This window comes from Planktotalea sp. (assembly GCF_049680325.1).
GTDB lineage: Bacteria > Pseudomonadota > Alphaproteobacteria > Rhodobacterales > Rhodobacteraceae > Planktotalea.
On the sequence record NZ_JBAUHO010000005.1, the window covers coordinates 1 to 19,165 of the forward strand.

Below are 19,165 nucleotides of genomic sequence, written 5' to 3' on the forward strand. Positions count from 1 at the left end.
CTTCAGTCGGATCGCGAAAGCGATCCGAAACCTATGCCTTCACCCTTTCGGACTTGGGATCATAGAACGGTTTGGACGAAACTTCCGCCTTGACCCGCGTTCCCGCCACGTCGATCTCGTAACTCGATGCAAGGACATCCGCCAAAGCCTCGCCCTTGCATGGGATATATCCCATTCCCATCGCAGCGCCTTCATGATGCCCATAGGCACCGGACGTCAGATAGCTGACAATCTCCCCATCCCGAAGCACGGGTTCGGCATGATAAAGTAGCGGCTGTGGATCACTTAACTTGAACTGCAACAGGCGCACATCAAGGCCGTTCTCTTGCTTGTCCAAAATCGCTTCGCGGCCCACATAATCGGCCTTGTCCTTCTTCACCGCAAAGCCAAGGCCCGCTTCCATCACATGATCTTCTGACGTGATATCATGGCCGAAATGGCGGAATCCCTTTTCAATCCTACAGGTATCCATCATGTGCATCCCGCAAAGCTTCAGCCCGATATCCTGCCCCGCTTCGTAAAGCGTCTCGAACACATGGCCCGCCATATCGGCGCTGGCGTAAATCTCCCATCCAAGCTCGCCCACGTAAGTCACGCGATGCGCGCGGGCAAGGCCCATGCCGATCTCGATTTCCTGTGCTGTGCCAAATGGATTCACTGCGTTGGAAAAGTCATTCGGCGATACAGCTTGCAACAAGTCGCGCGCTTTCGGCCCCATCACCGCCAACACGCCTTCGCCAGCTGTGACATCGGTAATGACCACATTGAAAGCCCCAAGATGACGCCGCATCCATGTTTCGTCCGCAAGGCGCGTCGCGGCAGGTGTCACCACAAGATAGGCCGTTTCGGACAGACGCGTCACCGTCACATCGGATTCAATCCCGCCCCGCTGGTTCAGGAATTGCGTGTAGACAATCTTGCCCACAGGTACAGAAAAATCCCCGCCGCCCACATAGTTCAGGAACGCCTCCGCATCGCGCCCTTCCACGCGCAGCTTGCCGAAGGAAGACATGTCGTACATGCCAACATTTGTTCGCACTGCCATATGTTCATCGCGCACGTTGTCAAAGAAGTTCTGGCGTTGCCAGCTGTAACGATATGTGCGCTCTTGACCTTCGCGCGCGAACCAGTTCGCTCGCTCCCAGCCGGCGATCTCGCCCATGACTGCGCCGCGTTCCAAAAGCTGGCTATGAAACGGCGTGCGCCGCACCCCGCGCGCGGTCTTCTTTTGCAGGTAGGGAAAGTGGTCTGCGTAGAGCAGGCCAAGCGTCTCTTTTGAACGCTCGAAAAGATATGTTTTGTTGCCTTGGAACGGCTGCATGCGGGAAATATCCACATCGCCCAGATCAAAGGGTTTTTGCCCTGCATCCATCCATTGTGCCAGCGCCGATCCCGCGCCCCCTGCTGATTGGATACCGATCGAGTTGAACCCGCAAGCGACCCAGAAATTATCCATCTCGGGCGCGAGGCCAAGGTGATAGGCATCATCGGGCGTAAAACTTTCAGGACCATTGAAGAACGTATGTATCCCCGCCTCTGCCAACATCGGCATGCGGTTCACTGCATTTTCCAAGATAGGCTCGAAATGATCGAAATCCTCGGGCAATTGATCGAATTCAAAATCCTTGGGAATGTCCAAGGTCCAAGGCTTGGCTACAGGCTCGAATGCACCCAGCAGCATCTTGCCCGCGTCCTCTTTGTAATAAGCACACTCATCCGGGACGCGCAGCACAGGCATTTGCGTCAGGCCGGGGATTGCTTCGGTCACGATGTAGAAATGCTCGCACGCATGTAGCGGTACGTTCACGCCAGCCATACGTGCAATCGAATGCCCCCACATGCCACCACAGTTCACAACATGCTCGGCTTCAATGCTGCCCGTTTCGCCGTTCTTGTCTTCCCATGTCACACCCGTAACGCGGCGGCCTTCCTTCTGTATTCCCGTGACCAGATATCCCTCTTTTACCAACGCGCCGTTCTGCCGTGCACCCTTGGCCAGCGCATGGGCAATGTTCGCAGGATCACCCTGTCCATCAAGAGGGAGATAAACACCCCCTGTTACGCCCTCGATATTCAGATGCTCGTATTTCTCTTTCACCTCGGCTGGGGATATTTCTTCCACATCCACCCCGAAAGAACGCGCCATAGCCGCTTGGCGTTGCAGCTCTTCCAGCCGCTCGCCCGTAAGCGCCGCCGTGATCGAGCCGCAGCGCTTAAAGCCGGTTTCGACACCCGTTTCCGCGGCCAGATTTCCGTAAAGTTCTTGAGAATACTTCGCCAGCTTGGTCATGTTTTTGGTCGCGCGCAGCTGGGCAATCAGGCCAGCGGCGTGCCAAGTTGTACCAGACGTGAGTTGCTTGCGTTCAAGCAGAACCACATCTTTCCAGCCGAGTTTCGCGAGGTGATAGGCGACGGAACACCCAATAACACCGCCGCCAATGATGACAACGCGAGCTTTGTTAGGAAGAGACATCAGGCAAATTCCTTTAAACGATTGTTTGGCCAGCCGCGCGTAGCCGCTTGGCGATTTCGGCAATATGGGCAGGTCCGACTTCGCAGCAACCGCCCACCAGCGTCGCACCCAATTCGATCCAGTCCATGACATGATCGGCATAGAGGTCAGGCGTGAAATCACGGCGCATTTCAAGCGCATCCACTGTCGGGCTGTCTTTCAGAAAATCCTTGGTGATCTGCGTAAACCCGTTTGCATAGGCCCCAAAGGGCAGTTCGCTCCGCTTCAGCTCAACCAATGCGGCGGGAATAGCTTCTGGTGCAGAACAGTTCGCAAGAACCGCAACCACGCCCATGTCAGCTGCAATTTGAACAGCCTCCTGCACCGCCTCACCCGAACGCAACTTACTTCCGTCCTCATCATCAACCGAGAACGAACACCAGATGGGTACTCCCGCCGACCTGGCACCTTCAATGATGCAACGCGTATGCTCAAGCGATACGACCGTTTCGCAAAAAACAAGATCAACATGGCCTTTGAACTGGCTTGCGACTTCAGCATAAAGCCCGACCGCGATGTCGACAGGCGGATGCACATCAGGACGATAGCTCGCTCCGAGCGGCCCGATACTGCCGGCAACGCGTCCTGAACCATAATGGTCACGTGCGCTCTGCGCTTCTCTCAATGCCATTGCTTGCAGTGCTTCGAATTGATCCTCAATCCCAACCCGCGCAAGACGATCACGATGAATCGCATAGCTATTCATCGTCGCAATCGTCGCGCCCGCCTTGAAGAAATCGCCGTGAACCTGCGCAACTAGGCCGGGTTTGTCCATCATGACTTGCGTCGACCAAAGCGGCGTCGGGCGATCACCAGCGCGATGCACCAACTCTTGCCCCATACCGCCGTCCAACAGTGTTATATCGCTCACGCACGTAGCCTTTCGTTCGCAGGATCCCACATGGGTTCGTCGGCCTGCACCGTCACGCCATAGCGTGCGCCAAAGATTTCAACCTCCAGCTTGGTGCCGACCGCATGCAGATCCGCGCGCAGCATGCCCAGCGCGATGCATTTGTTCGTGCGGTATCCCATGGCTGAGGACGTTACTTCGCCGACAACCTCATCCCCGTTCCAGATGGTGGACATGTAGGGCGCGTCGAACTCGCAAGCGTCGTCAATCGTAAGCGTGACAAAGCCTTTTTTGCGGCCCGCCTGCTTCTCAGACAAAAGCGCGGCCTTGCCGGGGAAGTCCTGTGGTTTGTCGAACTTGATGAACCGCTCGTGACCGCCTTCAAGTAAGGTGTAGTCGGTAGACAGGTCGCCCTTCCAAGCGCGATAACCTTTTTCGATACGCATTGAGTTCAAGGCATACATCCCGAAAGGCACAGCCCCTGCGCCAAGCACGGCCTTATAAAGCGCAGGCATATCTGCATTCGCCGCGTGGATTTCCCAGCCGAGCTCCCCCGCGAAACTCACGCGGTTCAGCGCGCAATTGACGCCTGCAACTTTTGCGCCTTGATGCGTGAGCCAGCCAGAAGAAAGGTCCGCCTCAGTACCAAGCGCTTCGAACAATGCACGCGATTTGGGGCCTGTAACGATCAACGTTGAATACTCGGTCGTATGATCCGTTAGCGTAAGACCCGCAGGCAAATTATTGTTCAAGACATCAAAGTCATGCCACTGGGCCGTTGCAGCTGTAATCAGCGTGAAGAAATCCTCGTCATGACGCATGATCGACATCTCGGTCAGAATGCGGCCACGGCTCGTTGCGAAATAAGCAAGGTTCATGCGGCCAATCTTGGGCAAGGCACCCGCAATCAAACCGCGCAGATACTTGGCAGCGCCCTCACCGCTTAGATTAAAACGGGAAAAGCCCGGTAGATCGAGAACGCCAACGCCATCGCGCACGGCTTCGACCTCTTCCTTGATGCGCTGCTCCCAAGGGCCACCCCGCTCCCATGTTTGCGTGCTTTCCTCAGAGGTATCATCGCCATCCTTGGCAAACCAATTCGCGCGCTCCCATCCGTTGTAAGCGCCCATCTGGCCGCCCAGTTCGCGCACCTTGCTATCCACTGGAGAAAGCTTCTTATCCCGCCCTGCTGGCCATTCGTGATGCGGAAAATGCATCGCATATTCATGGCCGTAGGTTTCCAGCGCTTTGGCGAGGCAATGATCGTGATCCGTGTAATCGGTGTAACGACGCGGATCGCAGGCCCACATGTCATCTTCGGTTTCGCCGTGCATGATCCATTCCGACAATACCTTGCCCGCGCCGCCGCCTTGGGCGATGCCGAAAGTAAAGGAATGCCCCTCATAGGCATTCGGGCACCCGGGCATCGGGCCGATCATCGGCAGGCCATCGGGCGCATAGGGAATCGGGCCGTTGATATTGCGTTCAACACCGCCCTGCCCCAACAAAGGTACCCGCGCCATCGCGTCCTCGATATAGAACTCCAAACGTTCCAGATCATCGGGATAAAGCTGGAAGCTGAAGTCTTCCGGCATGGGATCATCGGGCGTGACCCAATGCGCCTTGCAGTTCCGCTCATAAGGGCCAAGGTTCAAACCGTTTTTATCCTGACGCAGGTAATAGCTGATATCCACGTCACGCAGCAGTGGCACCTTGTGGCCCTGCTCTTTGCTCCATGCTTCCAACTCGGGCAGTTGGCCTGTCAGAAAATACTGGTGGGACATAACCACCATTGGCACCGTGCGCCCGCCATGCGGCTTGAACATCTCGCCGACGCGCTGCGCGTAATAGCCAGCGCAGTTGACCACCTTCTCGCAGCGAATATCGCCTTTGTCTGTCTTCACGATCCACTCGTCGCCGTCGCGATCAATGCCGGTCACGGGGCAGAACCGCTCGATCCGCCCGCCCGCATCGCGCGCGCCTTTGGCCAGCGCTTGGGTCAGTTGCGCAGGATCAATGTCACCATCCAGCGGATCCCATAGCGCGCCGGCCAGATCATGGGTTTCACAGAAAGGATGCTTTTCCTTGATGTCGGGCAAGGACATAATGTCCATCTCCAGACCCTGATAACGCCCCATTCCTGCAACGCGCTCGAACTCTTGCATCCGCTCTTTGGTATGCGCGAGCCGGATCGAGCCGGTCACATGATAATTCATCGGATAATCGACATCCGCGCCGAGCGTGCGATACATTTTCGCGCCGTAGCGCTGCATGTTCATCACCGCCCAAGAGCCTGCAAAGTTCGGCACGTTGCCCGCCGCGTGCCATGTCGATCCCGCAGTTAGCTCATTCTTCTCAAGCAAAACACAGTCTTTCCAACCCGCCTTGGCCAGATGATATAGCGTTGATGTGCCGACGACACCGCCGCCAATGATGACCACGCGGGCCGTAGTTGGAAAGTCTGCCATGTTCGCTCCCTAGTTTTCGCTTTGCGGAAGGCCATCCGCGATATCGTAGTAATCGCCCTTATAGGCGGTAAAAATGTGCTTTGACGTCGTAATGCCTGTGGCCCCGTCGATGGTACCTGACATGACCGAAACAGCGCCCTTGTCGCCCTGATGTTTCCAGAACAGAGACGCGCCACAGCGATTGCAAAAACCGCGCTTGGCCTCTGGTGAGGATTGATACCACGCCAGTGTTTCTTCGCTTTGCAGGATCAGTTGATCTGGCCCGACCTGAGTTGCTGAAACATAATGCCCGCTGGTCTTGCGACATTGATCGCAATGGCAGGCAACAGAGCTGCGCAAGTCGCCATGCAGCTCGAATGTGACGCCACCGCAAAGGCAGCTACCGGTTTTCATGACGCTCTCCCGATTTGTGCAGTGCCAAGAAGCACGCCGTAAATAATGAAACACAGCGCCATCACGCGCCGGAACCAGACATTGAACACAGCGCCAAGCGCCGCGCGTCCAAGACCCGCACCAAGGGCCGTGAACCCGCAATAGCTAAGTGTCGTTAGGATAAGTGCGGTCGGTATAATGACCGTCATTTGGTCCCAAATCGGAACTTCTGGCTGAACGAACTGCGAAAAAGCCGCAAGATACCCCGCGACGCTTTTGGGATTAATCACCGCAATTGCCAGCGCACGCCAGTAGATGTTACCTTTCGTCGGCGGCAGGCTTGGCGCTGGTTTGGCTGCATTTAGCCACCCCATAATTCCAAGCCAGATAAGCCACGCAGCCCCGATATATTTCGCAACCAGAAAGCCGGTTTCCGATGCCGCGATAAGGGCGGTGACGCCCAGCGCAGACAGAATCAAAAAGGCGCTCGCTTGGGTCAGGATTGCCGCCACGCCCCAAAGGCTGCGGACAAATCCAAGCTGCATACCGTTGGAGATACAATTCACCGCATTTGGGCCCGGCGTCGTTACAAAAACGGCCCAGAACAAGGCAAAGATCGTCCATGCTTCAAAGCCCATACACGACCTCCTAATAAACTGGTGGTGCGATCACCCAAATCGCAACAGCAGGTTTTTCATAAGGATTAGACCAACGATAAGCCGCGCCTTTGATACGAAAGCTATCCCCAGCGCGCACTGTGAATGTGCGACCATCTATTTCAAGAACCAAACAACCTGAAACGAGATAGCCAACTTCCTGCGTCGGACGGGAAACGGCCTCTTGCATGTTTGCACCCGGTTCGAAAGTGGAATGCACCATTTCAAAGTCATCGGTCAGATCAGGCGAGAGAAGTTCTTCGATCAAGCCTTCCGCGCTTGAGCCAATCGGACGGCGCGCATGGGCACGCACGATCAACCCAGTTTCATCCGCTGGTGAATGCGCCTGACCGAACAGGATCGAAACAGGGACGCCCAAGGCTTTTGCAATTTGTTTCAGATCGGCGACGGACGGCTCTGAAAGGTCCCGTTCAACTTGGCTTAGCCAGCCGACAGATCGATCCAGCCCCTCTGCCAGATCGCTTAACGTCATCCCACGCGACTTGCGCAGCGCCCGAAGGTCCGCGCCAAGGCTTATGGATTTTGTCAGGTCTGACTGAATCACCGATTGCCGACTTTCGTGAAAAATGTCCCTTAAATTTCACCAAGCCAGAACGGTGGTGAAAAATCAATGCATTTTTTCACGAAGGCGTCATTGTAGTGCTAGGCAACCTCGGAAAACACTTCATCGAGCAACGCTGACAGTTGATCCGCATCCGTTTGTGTAAATGCATCAAGCTGGTCACTGTCGATATCAAGCACGCCCAGCAAGCGCCCAGCACTGTTCTTTACCGGTATCACCAGTTCGGATCGCGTCGAGCTTGCGCAGGCAATGTGATCCGAAAACGCATCAACATCGGGAACAAGTTGAATTGATTGCGAACGCGCAGCAGCGCCGCAAACACCGCGTTCAAATGGGATTACCAGGCAGCCATGCCCGCCCTGATAGGGACCTATTTTTAATAGATTAGGACCAACTACCCGATAAAATCCCGTCCAGTCGAAACGGCTGTCACTATGATGGACTTCACAGGCAAAGGTCGCCATCAACGCGACTTCATCCGTTTCGTTATGGGTCAGCGATAGTAGGGCGCTTCGTAGATCGTCGTAGTTCACTTGCGTCATCGTGCTCACCGAATCGTAACCAATTGCTTTTAGCTGTGTTCGCAGATTCTCTAGAACAGGCAAGACACCGATGAATATGACAAGTGAAGTTTCAGGCGATTTTCAGATCATCAAAGTGCAGGACAAACGAATAGACGCTGCTGCTGCGATACAGTTCAAGGACAACATCCGCGCCCTTACGAACGAACAGGAAGGCCCCGTTGTTCTAGACCTATCAGAAGTTGATTTCGTGGATTCAAGTGGGCTTGGCGCGATTGTCGCGGCGATGAAATTCCTTGGCAGCGAACGCCCGCTGCATCTGGCAGGACTGACGCCGATTGTCGCGAAGGTGTTCGCGCTGACGCGTATGGAGCGCGTCTTCAAGATCTTCAAATCCCCGCTTGATGCCTTGAAAACGAACGAGGCCAAAAGTGCCTGATGGCTCAATGACCGAAAGATTGGCAACATCGCGTCTATCTTACGGCCCTTATGATATCTCACTGGTTTTCGCAGCACGCGAGTGTGCTGTGCGGAACGCATTGCAATCGGTGCGATCAACGCTGCGTGCGTTATCAATAGGGGATATTGCCATCGGCACAGTGGAAATCGTTCTTGCGGAGGCTGCGAACAACATTGTGGAACATGCCTACGCAGACACAGGCCTTGGAACAATTTCCTTGAACTGTCAGCGTCTTGAGGGATTGCTGCTGTTTGAACTTGTCGATCAGGGCAAACCGCTTCCCAAAGGCGTGCTACCGGAAAAGCAACATCATGACCTTTCAGCGGAATTAAATGACCTCCCAGAGGGGGGCTTTGGCTGGGGCCTCATTCGTGACATGACGACGTCGCTGGTTTATCGACGCGACCAAGGCAGGAACATTTTGCGCTTCTCTTTGCCATCAGAATCCGACTGAAATTCAAAACGCCCGAATCTGTTTGGGTTGGTCGTGCCGGCTTCTTAGATGTTCGTGGTACAATTAGCGCGCAAGGATTGCAGCCGACGCCGCGACACAATCCACGCAGGTGCAACGTCGGCAAAATGCCACAATCCTTCCCTAATGGTGCCGCTGTCGACAGGCAAAACTGTTCTTGTAGCTGCATATAGCTTCATACCGACGTCGCGTGTTAATTGCCCCCACCCAGTACGCGACGTCGGAACCTCCCTCATAACATTGGCAAAGTGAAAAAGCCGCCGTAGTGTCAGGCTAATCAACAATTGTGAGGCATCATGCGCGATTTTCATTTTCCGGGCCGCTCCGAAGTATTTGCTACAAACGGGATGTGCGCCACATCGCACCCAATAGGCGCTGATGTTGCCTTGGATATTCTCAAGCGCGGCGGAACGGCAATGGACGCAGCGATTGCTGGTGCCTTGGTCCTAGGGATCTGCGAGCCGCAAATGACCGGTATCGGCGGTGATCTCTTCGCGCTGGTGTCCCCAGCTGGCAGTAACGAAATTTTCGCATATAACGGCTCTGGGCGCGCACCAGCCAACGCGAACGCGCAAACTTTGCGCGAGAAAGGTCACAAGACGGTTCCACTCAACACACCTGACGCCGTAACCATCCCAACCGCTATGCATGCCTTTTCCAAGATGAGCGAAACATGGGGCAAACTTGGCTTTGATGCCTTGCTTGAACCTACGATACGTTATGCGGATGCAGGTGTGCCGGTAGCGCCGCGCGTGGCATTTGATTGGATCGAAGCCGCGCCCATGCTCCAGGGCGGTGCCAAAGATCACTACCTAGTCAATGGAAAAATCCCAAAAGCTGGCGAAATTTTCCGTGCTCCCGGGCAAGCCGAAGTATTGCGCCGTGTCGCCAAAGATGGCGTCAAAGCCTTTTACGAAGGCGAAATCGCCGACGATATGATTGCAGCGCTAAGCGCGCTTGGCGGCGTGCACGGTGCCGACGATTTTGCTCGTGTCAGCAGTGAACAAACCACGCCCGTTAGCGGCAATTACATGGGCGTTGATCTGGTCGAGCATCCGCCGAACGGCCAGGGCGCAACCGCTATTTTGCTTTTGAACATACTCAAGCATTTCGACATAGCCGCAATGGAGCCCTTTGGTTCAGAACGCGCGCATATCGAAGCCGAAGCCGCTAAACTTGCTTATGATGCGCGCAATCGCTTCCTTGCCGATCCGGATCATACGACGCGCCTCGCGCATATGCTTGCGCCTGAAACGGCCAAACAGCTTGCTGCGCTCATTGATCCTAAACGGGCAATGGCAGCTGCCGCACCGATCAGCGAAGCCGTTCACAAAGACACGATCTATATCACCGTCGTCGATCGCGACGGGATGTCTGTGTCGCTGATCTATTCCATCTTCCATGGCTTCGGATCGGGTATCGCATCTGAGAAATTCGGCATTTTGCTTCAGAACCGCGGGGCTGGCTTCTCGCTTGAGCAAGGTCATCCAAACGAGCTGGCAGGCGGTAAACGTCCAATGCACACAATTATTCCCGGAATGTTGGCGCAGAATGGAACACCCATGATGCCATTCGGCGTTATGGGCGGCGCTTATCAACCGAATGGCCATGCGCGTTTCGTCTCCAATCTCCAAGATTTCGGAATGAGCGCACAGGACGCCATTGATGCACCGCGGGCCTTTGCTGATGGGGGTATTCTGAAGGTTGAAAAAGGCTATTCAGATGCTGTGCGCGCCGAGCTAGCCGAGATGGGTCACTCTGTCCAAATTCCAAATGGCCCGATCGGCGGTGCGCAATCGATTCGCATCACTCCGGAAGGAGTACTGATAGGTGCATCCGATCCACGCAAGGACGGCTGCGCATTGGGGTATTAATTCAGCTGGAAATGTAGCGGGTACGTGCCGTCTTCAATCGGACCAAACAGATCTTGAATATCTGGGTGGTCTACTGGCTCGCCTGAATAGTCGGCAATCAGATTTTGCTCGGACACATAAGCTACATAATAGCTTTGGTCATTTTCAGCGAGCAAATGATAGTATGGCTGTTCCCGCTTGGGACGGCTGTCCTCTGGAATGGCATCGTACCATTCCTCGGTATTGCTGAACGTGGGATCAACGTCAAAAACCACGCCGCGGAACGGGTGCTTTTTGTGACGGACGATTTGTCCAAGGTGATATTTTGCGTGCGCGGTCATCATTGCATTGCAGCCCCTACATTTGGTTAGTACCCAATTCAAGAGCGACTTGTCCAATCTTTGGACGTATTTTCAGGGAAACAGTCTGTGAACCTCTTTGTAACAGTGCTTGAGATCGTCGCGCCGGTTTTCCTTTTGGCACTGGTTGGCTTCGCATGGGTGAAATTCGGGTTCGAGTATCGAGTGGAATTTGTCACCCGTCTCGCCATGACACTGGCAGCGCCCTGCTTAATGTTCACCGCATTGATGAAAACCGACATTGATCCAGCAGCTTTGACGACATTGTCTATTGCCAGCCTTGCCACCTACGGCGCAATCGCCCTTGTGCTTGCCATAGGTCTCAAGCTTGCTGGATTAGAGCAGCGTACCTACCTTGTGGCCCTGATTTTCGGCAACACTGGAAACCTCGGGCTTCCGCTGGCCTTGTTCGCCTTTGGTCCCGAAGGGCTAAGCTACGCGCTGGTCGTTTTTGCTGTGATGGCAGTGCTGTCGTTTACGTTTGGCATTTGGGTTGTCTCTGGCGGCGGGAGTTTTCTGCGCGCGCTGAAAGAGCCGATTGTATCAGCAACATTGTTGGGTGCGCTTTTCCTTTGGCAGGGCTGGGAAACCCCTCGCTTCTTGACAAGTGCGCTAGAACTGATTGGACAAATGCTCATCCCGCTCATGCTTATCACGTTAGGCGTTGCAGTTGCGCGGCTCACGCCCGGGCGAATCGGGCAAGCGTTTGTGCTGTCCTTTATCAAGGTCGCCCTATGCAGCGCGATAGCCTTCGGCATTGCCGGCCTATTCGATCTAAACGAGATTGCGCGCGCTGTTCTGATCGTACAAATCGCGACGCCCGTGGCTGTGACATCCTATATGTTGGCCGAAAAATACGGCGCCGATGCGGATGCTGTTGCCGGACTTGTCGTTGTTTCAACCCTAATGTCCGTTGCTGCAATACCGCTTCTGCTGGCAATTCTCCTTTAAGGGCCCACACTCAAGCAAAAGTCATTTTGTGTAGCTGCAAATTAGGCTAAAATGCACAAAACAAAAAAGACGAAAAGCGAGAGGCAAATGAGCAGATTCTTTCGCGCCCTAGTGATTTTGAGCTTGGTCGCATCATGCGGCGGAGGCGGCAGTAAATCGTCCGCCCCCCGTGATCTTGATAACGCGTGCAGCATTGCAAAGCAGCGCCCTGAATACATGACAGCGTTCCGCAAGGCAGAACGCAAGTGGGGCGTGCCTGTCCACGTGCAGATGGCCGCGATGTATCAGGAAAGCAAATTTAAGGGCGATGCCCGTACCCCGGTCAAATACACCCTTGGCGTATTACCTATGGGCCGCCAAAGCTCTGCTTATGGCTATGCGCAGGCGCTAGATGCGACCTGGGAAGAATACCAAAAGGATCAGGGCCGACGCTCTGCCCGCCGTGATCGCATTAGCGATGCCACCGATTTTATGGGTTGGTATATGAACCTCACACGTGATCGCAATGGTATTGCTCTTGATGATGCGACGAACCAGTATCTGGCATATCACGAAGGCCACACAGGTTATTCGCGCGGCACCTTTTACGGCAAAAGCTGGCTGATGCGTGTCGCCTCAGAAGTTGGACAGCGCTCAAGCACCTATCGCGAGCAACTAAGTCGCTGCCGCAGATAACCTAGCGATCATTTGACTTCTGGATCGCCGTCTCAGGAGCGAAAAGAGCGTTGTTCATCGACGCGTTCTTGTTCAACTCACCCAAAATAACGGTGGTGCGGCTACCCGCATCATCATTGATGACCCATTGGCGAAGTTCAACGGGGTTGGCTGTAAACACCAGTTGAATATTACCGTATTCCGGGTGCTCAGGATCTTGCGCTGTGACGGTCGTGGTTTTGTCATCTGCCGTGTGACCCACGACCATACGGGCACGGTTCAGGTTCACGTTCTTATCCAGAATGATCGACAAAGGCGTGCGCGCCAACGGGTAACTTTCAGGTGGCTCGTTGGTTTTGGGATCAAAGATCACCACAGTACCACCACTTGCCAGAACCAACGCGCGTTCAGGCGGGTTATACTCAAAGCGAATTCGCCCGGGGCGTTTGATATAGATCGTGCCCGTGGAAATTGTTCCATCGTCGTTCACTTGCGTGAACGCGCCTTTAGCGGTGCTAAGCCCGTTCAAGTACTGGGAAATCGCATTGAGCGAGATTTTCTGCGCGCTGGCAGGCATCGCTGTAGCCAACACAATCGCGGCGGCGGGGAGGACAGACCATAATTTCATAAACTTCACTTAACCATTCTGAACGCCAGGTACACCCCACGCGCCGCTCACAAGAATGAGAGCGGCGAATGTCTGCCTTTATTGCTGCTCTGGAACAAGAATTTCGCGTTTGCCTACGTGGTTTGCAGGGGAAACGAGACCCTCATCTTCCATCTGCTCAACAAGGCGCGCAGCTTTGTTATAGCCGATGGCCAGTTTGCGCTGGATATATGAAGTCGAGCATTTGCGATCCTTTACGACAATTGCAACCGCGGTGTCATATAGCGCATCTTCGCCATCGGTATTCCCACCTAGGCCAAGTACCGTATCTATGCTGCTGGCCGCATCCTCTGACGGGCCTTCCACAACGCCACTCATATAGTTGGGCGGGCCAAACTGCTTGAGGTGGTTGACGATTTCTTCAACCTCTTCATCGGAAACAAACGGGCCATGGCAACGGGTAATTTTGGCACCACCCGCCATATAGAGCATGTCACCCATGCCAAGCAGTTGCTCTGCACCCATTTCACCAAGGATCGTGCGGCTATCGATTTTCGAGGTCACCTGGAACGAAATACGTGTCGGGAAGTTCGCTTTGATCGTACCGGTGATAACGTCCACAGACGGACGCTGTGTCGCCATAATCAGGTGGATACCAGAAGCCCGCGCCATCTGCGCGAGGCGCTGAATGCAGGCTTCGATCTCTTTCCCTGCGACCATCATCAGATCCGCCATCTCGTCAACGATAACGACGATGTAGGGCATTTTCTCTGGCTGCGTCTCTTCCGTTTCGAAGATCGGCTCGCCCGTCTCGTCATCGAAACCGGTCTGCACAGTGCGCGAGAACATTTCGTTCTTGCTAAGGGCATCTGCGACGCGGCTGTTGTAGCCATCAATGTTACGCACGCCCATTTTGGACATCTTGCGATAACGTTCTTCCATTTCGCCAACGGTCCACTTGAGGGCGACAACCGCCTTCTTCGGATCCGTCACAACCGGCGACAGAAGATGCGGAATGCCGTCGTAGACTGACAGTTCTAGCATCTTGGGATCAATCATAATCAGGCGGCATTCTTCTGGCGTCAGCTTGTAAAGCAGCGACAGGATCATCGTGTTGATCGCAACAGATTTACCCGAGCCAGTCGTACCCGCAATCAAAAGGTGGGGCATCTTGGCAAGGTTGGCCACGATAGGATCGCCGCCGATATCTTTTCCCAAAGCAAGCGGCAGTTTCTGCTGGCCATCCCCAAAATCGCGGCTGGACAAAATCTCGCGCAGGACCACCTTTTCGCGGTGCTCGTTCGGCAATTCAATACCGATAACAGAACGGCCCGGCACGGTAGACACACGCGCGGATAGTGCGGACATGGAGCGCGCGATATCATCTGAAAGGCCGATTACACGGGATGCTTTCAAACCGGGTGCAGGCTCTAGTTCATACATCGTTACAACGGGGCCGGGACGGACCGAAACGATCTCGCCTTTAACACCGTAATCATCAAGAACGGCTTCAAGCATGCGCGCATTTTCTTCGAGCGATTCATCGCTCAGATGATGGCGCTGGATTTCAACAGGGCTTTCCAGAAGGTTAAGCGGTGGCAACTCGAACGCTGTCGCGCTGTCCGCAAATTTCAACGTCGGTTGCGCCTCTGCCTTGGCACGCGCTGACGGTTGGACAGGCTTGCGCGCAGGATGCTGCACAACACTTTTTGGCTCTTCTTTCACAACCACTGGCTCGCTTGCTGGCGCGTAAGCTGCCATGGCGATTTCATCAACCTGCGGTGCGCTTTCAAAACTTGGCGTGTCGGCCCATTCTGTTTCTGGCAAATGCTCGGTCGGCATAGCATCAAACGCTGAAGGTACGGGCTGTCGCATCGGCGCGGATTCAACAACAGGTGCCATCATCGCCGTCGGCTCTTGTGGAACTGGTTGCTCGAAATGGGGCTGCGACTGCGTGTTTGATTTCAAAAACGCGGGCGCTGGCTGAGCAGGTTCAGCAACAGGCATCGGACTTGGCTCAATACGCGCAGAACTAAACGCGAGCGCGCCTGCCGCCGGTGCCACGGTTGTTGGCGGCGCTGCCACCAGCGTTGCAGTCAAAGGTGGCTCAACGCGCATATTGGGCTGAGCGGTATCCACAAGCAAAGGTGTCGGTCCACGACCACGGCCCTTGGTAAGCGGCGCAACGCGTTCTGATTGAACCGATGGATTTTGACGAACGCGGTTGCGGATAACATCGGAGATCTTGCTTTTGATGCGGTCATCCGATGGCATTTCCGCGTAGTTATTTGCTTGAAATTGCTCGATTAGTTCAGGCTCTGGCATCGGATCGGCACGCTTTATCAATGACGGCATCCGTGCAAGCAGCCCAGTCTTTTCCTTCTCGGGCGACGGCGCAGGGGCAGGCATTACAGGTTCGATCACAGGGTCAGGTTCTGCGTAACTCATCCGCGGCTCTTCCGCCACACGCCGTGCTGCACGAGCTTCGTCTTCCACGCGCTGCGCTTCTCGGCGCTCATTCTGGCGTGCCTGCATTGTTCCCGCAGCCTTAACCGCGCCGCTGGCACCCTTGCCAATCAAACGCATGCCCATGGCATAGCTGACGACGACGCCAATTGCGAGGAAACGCGCGCCTTCTTTCAGCTCATAGCGCGTCATGCCAAGCACAAAGCCCATCATCACAACCGTGGCAATCGCCAAGAAAAACGCCACCAGCTTTAGCCCGAATGCCGCGCTAAACGGCAGGAACGTCAAAAACGCACCAAGCACCGTGTCACCGAACAGTCCGCCCAAACCAAAAGTGTGGGCCCAGCCAGCGCCCGGCACAAGGGATGAAGCGTAGACCGCGCAAACGACCACAGCGATCGGCAAGAAAATCAAACGGCTTAACGCGCGTTCTGCGCCTTTGTGAAGAACGAAACGCGCGCCCCATGCCAGCGCTACGACGGGAATAACCCATGCGGCTTTGCCAACGATCATGAATAACGGCGCTGCGATTGAGGCACCCAACTGACCCAGCATATTTTGCACAGGTGCATCGGTTGCCGAAAGCCAGCTCGGATCGGTCGGCGTGTAGGATCCAACAACCATAGCAGCCAGAACGCCCAGAACGATCAGCGCCGCGCCAATCATTTCCTTGCCACGTTTTTCAATCATGACCTGCATGTTGCTGTCCAAAAGTGGATCCCGTCCGCGCGCCTGATATGCCATCACCGTTCCTCGTTTTTTATGCGAATAGGCAGTCGCGGATTTTTTCCAGCCCGCGCTGCATTTCGTCTTTTGGGGCCACCATGGCGACCCGGATATATTCCTTGCCAGGATTGCCCTGGTTCGTGTCTTTGCTAAGATATTCGCCTGGAAGCACGCGCACGCCTGTTTCGCGCCACAACTTCAGCGCTGCCTCTTCGCCGTCCTCGACAGGCAGCCACAGGAAGAACCCCGCGTCGGGGCCTTGGTAGCCTTGCACATTGGCAAACACCTCATCCGCGATGCGGTATTTTTCCTGATAAAGTGCGCGGTTTTCATCCACATGGGTATCATCCGCCCAAGCACGCTCCGCCACTTTCTGCAAAGGCAGCGGCAAAGGCGCACCCGAATAGGCGCGCAATTGTTTGATGCGCTTGATGCTCTCGGGTCCGCCCGCGACAAAGCCAGAGCGTAGGCCCGGCAAATTCGAACGCTTAGAAAGCGAATGGAACACAACGACCCGTTCAGGATCAGCGCCCATATCCTGCGCGACCTTCAACGCACCAACCGGCGGCGCATCGCGGTAAATTTCGCAGTAACACTCATCGGCGAAAATCTGGAAATCATGCTTTTCGCCCAGCGCGATCAGATTGCGCCAGAACTCATCTGTGGCAACTGCACCCTGCGGGTTCGCCGGCGAGCACATATAGGCAATGCTGGTACGCTCTAGCACTTCTGCGGGAACAGAATTGAAATCCGGCAAATGATCCGAAGCGGCAGTTGCGTTGACGAAATGCGGCGCTGCGCCGACCGAAATCGCGGCAATCATATAAACCTGATAAAACGGGTTAGGCGTCAGAATAACTGGCTGGGCACCGTTCTTCGTCTCGGGACAAAGCGCCATAGCAGCATTATAGAGGCCCTCGCGCGTACCATTCAGCGCCATAACCTGGTTCGACGGATCGACCACGGCACCAAAGCGCCGCTTCAGCCAATCTGCAATTGCGCCCTGTAATTCGGGTGTACCGTCGTTCGGGGGGTAGCTGTTAAAGCCAGCTGCATTGTCAGCGATAATGCCGGAAACCCAATCGGGAAATGCATGTTTCGGCTCGCCAATGGTCATATGCACCACGTCGCCGCCAGGCGTGTGATGGTCCAATAGCGCGCGCAAACGCGGGAACGCATAGGCCGGAAGGTTCGAAAACCGCTCGGGAAACATATTTGACTGCCTCAATATCGGGATCGTTGTCGCCCCGTTGAGACTAAAGTAACCCAAGGCTGTGCCTCGCGTCCAACAAAAACCGCAAGTTTCTGAAAGACTTGTGGCTTTTAGGCCAGTGCTGCCTCTGCCGCCGCACCAAGCCGAAGCAACCGTTCTTCGTGAAGTGGCAAAGTTGTAAGCATTATTCCGCAGCTGGGAAGGCCGGTGGGCAGTGTCAAAGAACAACTGCCCATCAAATTACCGATCCGCGTATTGCGCAGGGTTTTGAGGTTTCGCTCAACATAATAAGGCTCATCTGCCGCGAGATCTGCAATTTTTGGCGGCATGATCGGGCAAGACGGCGTTAACACAGCATCAAAACCAGCGATGCGCGCATTCCAGATATCGCGCAGTTTGTGCAACGTTTCCCAAGCCGCGACATAGTCAGGAGCCGAAAAATCAGCGCCCGCGCGGAAACGGCCCAAAACCTGAGCAAACATCACATCTGGATTGGCTTCTATGGCATCGCGCCAAATTCCATAGGCCTCCCCCGGGAAAAGTGGGCCAGCATGTGAAATCGCCTCAAGCACTTCAGGTGCTTCAATCGTCGAAATTTGCGCGCCAGCGGCCTGCAAGCGCTGGATTGCACTTTCAAACGCTGTGCGGGGCTGATCTTCAACATCATCCAATGCGAGCGTTTTCAAAACCCCGAAATGCGTTCCTGCCAGACTTGCACCTGCCAGGTCGGGGCCACGTGTGCCTTCCAGAATACCCAGCGCAAGCGCCGCATCTTCCACGGTGCGCGCCAATGGGCCAATTGTATCAAAGCTTTTGACCAGCGGCACAACACCTTCCAGCGTGAGGCGTCCCGCAGTGGTTTTCAAACCGACCAGATCATTCCAAACCGATGGGATACGCACCGAACCGCCCGTATCAGAACCGATTGCCAAGGGCGCAATGTTGTGCGCGACCGAGGCCGCCGCGCCCGACGATGAGCCGCCAGAAACGGCATCAGGATCATGCACACAGGGCGCCGTTTCGGTGATGGGATTATAACCAAGTCCAGAGAAGGCCAGCTCGCTCATATGGGTCTTGCCGATGCACACTGTCCCCATCGACGTGGCAACGCGCAGAACTTCGGCGTCCCGCGTCGGAATGCGATCTTTGAGCAATGCGCTACCCGCCTCCGTCGCTACGCCAGCAGTATCAAACAGATCTTTCCAACTGATCGGAACGCCGTCCAATAGCGAACGCCGCTGCCCGGCTTTCGCACGGTTGGCCGCAGCTTTTGCCTCAGACAATGCCCGCTCAGGCGTCAGGCGCGCATAGATGCGACCGCTCATTGGGTGCGATGTAGCTGCATCCAGATAGGTTTCGGCCAAGGAAACAGGATCAATATCGCCCGATTCAATGCCACGCCCCAGCGCAGCTGCGCTCATTTTCAACCAGTCTTGCATCAC

Annotated in this window: 17 protein-coding genes; 5 read left to right on the plus strand and 12 right to left on the minus strand. The window is 55.1% G+C overall.

The window, feature by feature from the left end; genetic code table 11:
- Window positions 1–31: 31 nt before the first annotated feature.
- The 7 genes from WBC85_RS00150 to WBC85_RS00180 all read right to left on the minus strand — a co-directional run bounded on the left by WBC85_RS00150 (window position 32) and on the right by WBC85_RS00180 (window position 7,983).
- A complete protein-coding gene (locus tag WBC85_RS00150) occupies window positions 32–2,473 on the minus strand; it encodes a GcvT family protein (RefSeq protein ID WP_424432663.1) in 2,442 nt (813 codons plus the stop codon).
- Between the two features lie 13 nt (window positions 2,474–2,486).
- Window positions 2,487–3,383, minus strand: a complete 897-nt coding sequence (locus WBC85_RS00155) for a homocysteine S-methyltransferase family protein (RefSeq protein ID WP_424432664.1) — start codon at window positions 3,381–3,383, stop codon at window positions 2,487–2,489.
- A complete protein-coding gene (locus tag WBC85_RS00160; protein WP_424432665.1) occupies window positions 3,380–5,830 on the minus strand; it encodes a GcvT family protein in 2,451 nt (816 codons plus the stop codon). The genes WBC85_RS00155 and WBC85_RS00160 overlap by 4 nt, the downstream gene beginning before the upstream one ends.
- A 9-nt stretch (window positions 5,831–5,839) precedes the next feature.
- Window positions 5,840–6,223: a GFA family protein gene (locus WBC85_RS00165; protein WP_424432666.1), complete on the minus strand. Its 384-nt coding sequence runs from the start codon at window positions 6,221–6,223 to the stop codon at window positions 5,840–5,842.
- Window positions 6,220–6,840: a LysE family translocator gene (locus WBC85_RS00170; protein ID WP_424432667.1), complete on the minus strand. Its 621-nt coding sequence runs from the start codon at window positions 6,838–6,840 to the stop codon at window positions 6,220–6,222. Before WBC85_RS00170 ends, WBC85_RS00165 begins: the two co-directional genes overlap by 4 nt.
- A gap of 10 nt (window positions 6,841–6,850) precedes the next feature.
- The gene (locus WBC85_RS00175; protein ID WP_424432668.1) at window positions 6,851–7,423 is read right to left on the minus strand and encodes a helix-turn-helix domain-containing protein; all 573 of its coding nucleotides are present in this window, start codon (window positions 7,421–7,423) and stop codon (window positions 6,851–6,853) included.
- Window positions 7,424–7,521: 98 nt separating this feature from the next.
- A complete protein-coding gene (locus WBC85_RS00180; protein ID WP_424432669.1) occupies window positions 7,522–7,983 on the minus strand; it encodes a GAF domain-containing protein in 462 nt (153 codons plus the stop codon).
- A 70-nt stretch (window positions 7,984–8,053) separates the two neighbouring features.
- Between WBC85_RS00180 and WBC85_RS00185 the strand changes: the two genes are divergently transcribed.
- The 3 genes from WBC85_RS00185 to WBC85_RS00195 all read left to right on the plus strand — a co-directional run bounded on the left by WBC85_RS00185 (window position 8,054) and on the right by WBC85_RS00195 (window position 10,768).
- Complete coding sequence (locus WBC85_RS00185) at window positions 8,054–8,401, plus strand: STAS domain-containing protein (RefSeq protein WP_424432670.1); 348 nt, start codon at window positions 8,054–8,056, stop codon at window positions 8,399–8,401.
- Window positions 8,394–8,876, plus strand: a complete 483-nt coding sequence (locus WBC85_RS00190) for an ATP-binding protein (protein WP_424432671.1) — start codon at window positions 8,394–8,396, stop codon at window positions 8,874–8,876. The genes WBC85_RS00185 and WBC85_RS00190 overlap by 8 nt, the downstream gene beginning before the upstream one ends.
- Before the next feature lie 314 nt (window positions 8,877–9,190).
- Complete coding sequence (locus WBC85_RS00195) at window positions 9,191–10,768, plus strand: gamma-glutamyltransferase family protein (protein ID WP_424432672.1); 1,578 nt, start codon at window positions 9,191–9,193, stop codon at window positions 10,766–10,768.
- Here WBC85_RS00195 and hspQ read toward each other — a convergent pair.
- Window positions 10,765–11,091, minus strand: coding sequence for a heat shock protein HspQ (gene hspQ, locus WBC85_RS00200; RefSeq protein WP_424432673.1), 327 nt, complete (start codon window positions 11,089–11,091; stop codon window positions 10,765–10,767). The genes WBC85_RS00195 and hspQ overlap by 4 nt on opposite strands.
- An 84-nt stretch (window positions 11,092–11,175) precedes the next feature.
- Here hspQ and WBC85_RS00205 point away from each other — a divergent pair, with 84 nt between their 5' ends.
- Window positions 11,176–12,057 (plus strand): AEC family transporter, encoded by an 882-nt coding sequence (locus WBC85_RS00205; RefSeq protein ID WP_424432674.1) that lies wholly within the window; start codon window positions 11,176–11,178, stop codon window positions 12,055–12,057.
- A gap of 87 nt (window positions 12,058–12,144) precedes the next feature.
- Complete coding sequence (locus tag WBC85_RS00210) at window positions 12,145–12,732, plus strand: lytic transglycosylase (RefSeq protein WP_424432675.1); 588 nt, start codon at window positions 12,145–12,147, stop codon at window positions 12,730–12,732.
- 1 nt (window position 12,733) lies between these two features.
- Here the strand turns inward: WBC85_RS00210 and WBC85_RS00215 are convergent, their stop codons facing one another.
- The 4 genes from WBC85_RS00215 to WBC85_RS00230 form a co-directional block, all read right to left on the minus strand.
- Window positions 12,734–13,339, minus strand: a complete 606-nt coding sequence (locus tag WBC85_RS00215) for a LolA family protein (protein WP_424432676.1) — start codon at window positions 13,337–13,339, stop codon at window positions 12,734–12,736.
- 78 nt (window positions 13,340–13,417) lie between these two features.
- A complete protein-coding gene (locus WBC85_RS00220; RefSeq protein WP_424432677.1) occupies window positions 13,418–16,528 on the minus strand; it encodes a DNA translocase FtsK 4TM domain-containing protein in 3,111 nt (1,036 codons plus the stop codon).
- A 16-nt stretch (window positions 16,529–16,544) separates the two neighbouring features.
- Entirely contained in the window at window positions 16,545–17,723 is a 1,179-nt protein-coding gene (locus tag WBC85_RS00225; protein ID WP_424432678.1) for an aminotransferase class I/II-fold pyridoxal phosphate-dependent enzyme, read from the minus strand.
- Window positions 17,724–17,833: 110 nt separating this feature from the next.
- Window positions 17,834–19,162: an amidase gene (locus tag WBC85_RS00230; protein WP_424432679.1), complete on the minus strand. Its 1,329-nt coding sequence runs from the start codon at window positions 19,160–19,162 to the stop codon at window positions 17,834–17,836.
- Window positions 19,163–19,165: the final 3 nt, after the last annotated feature.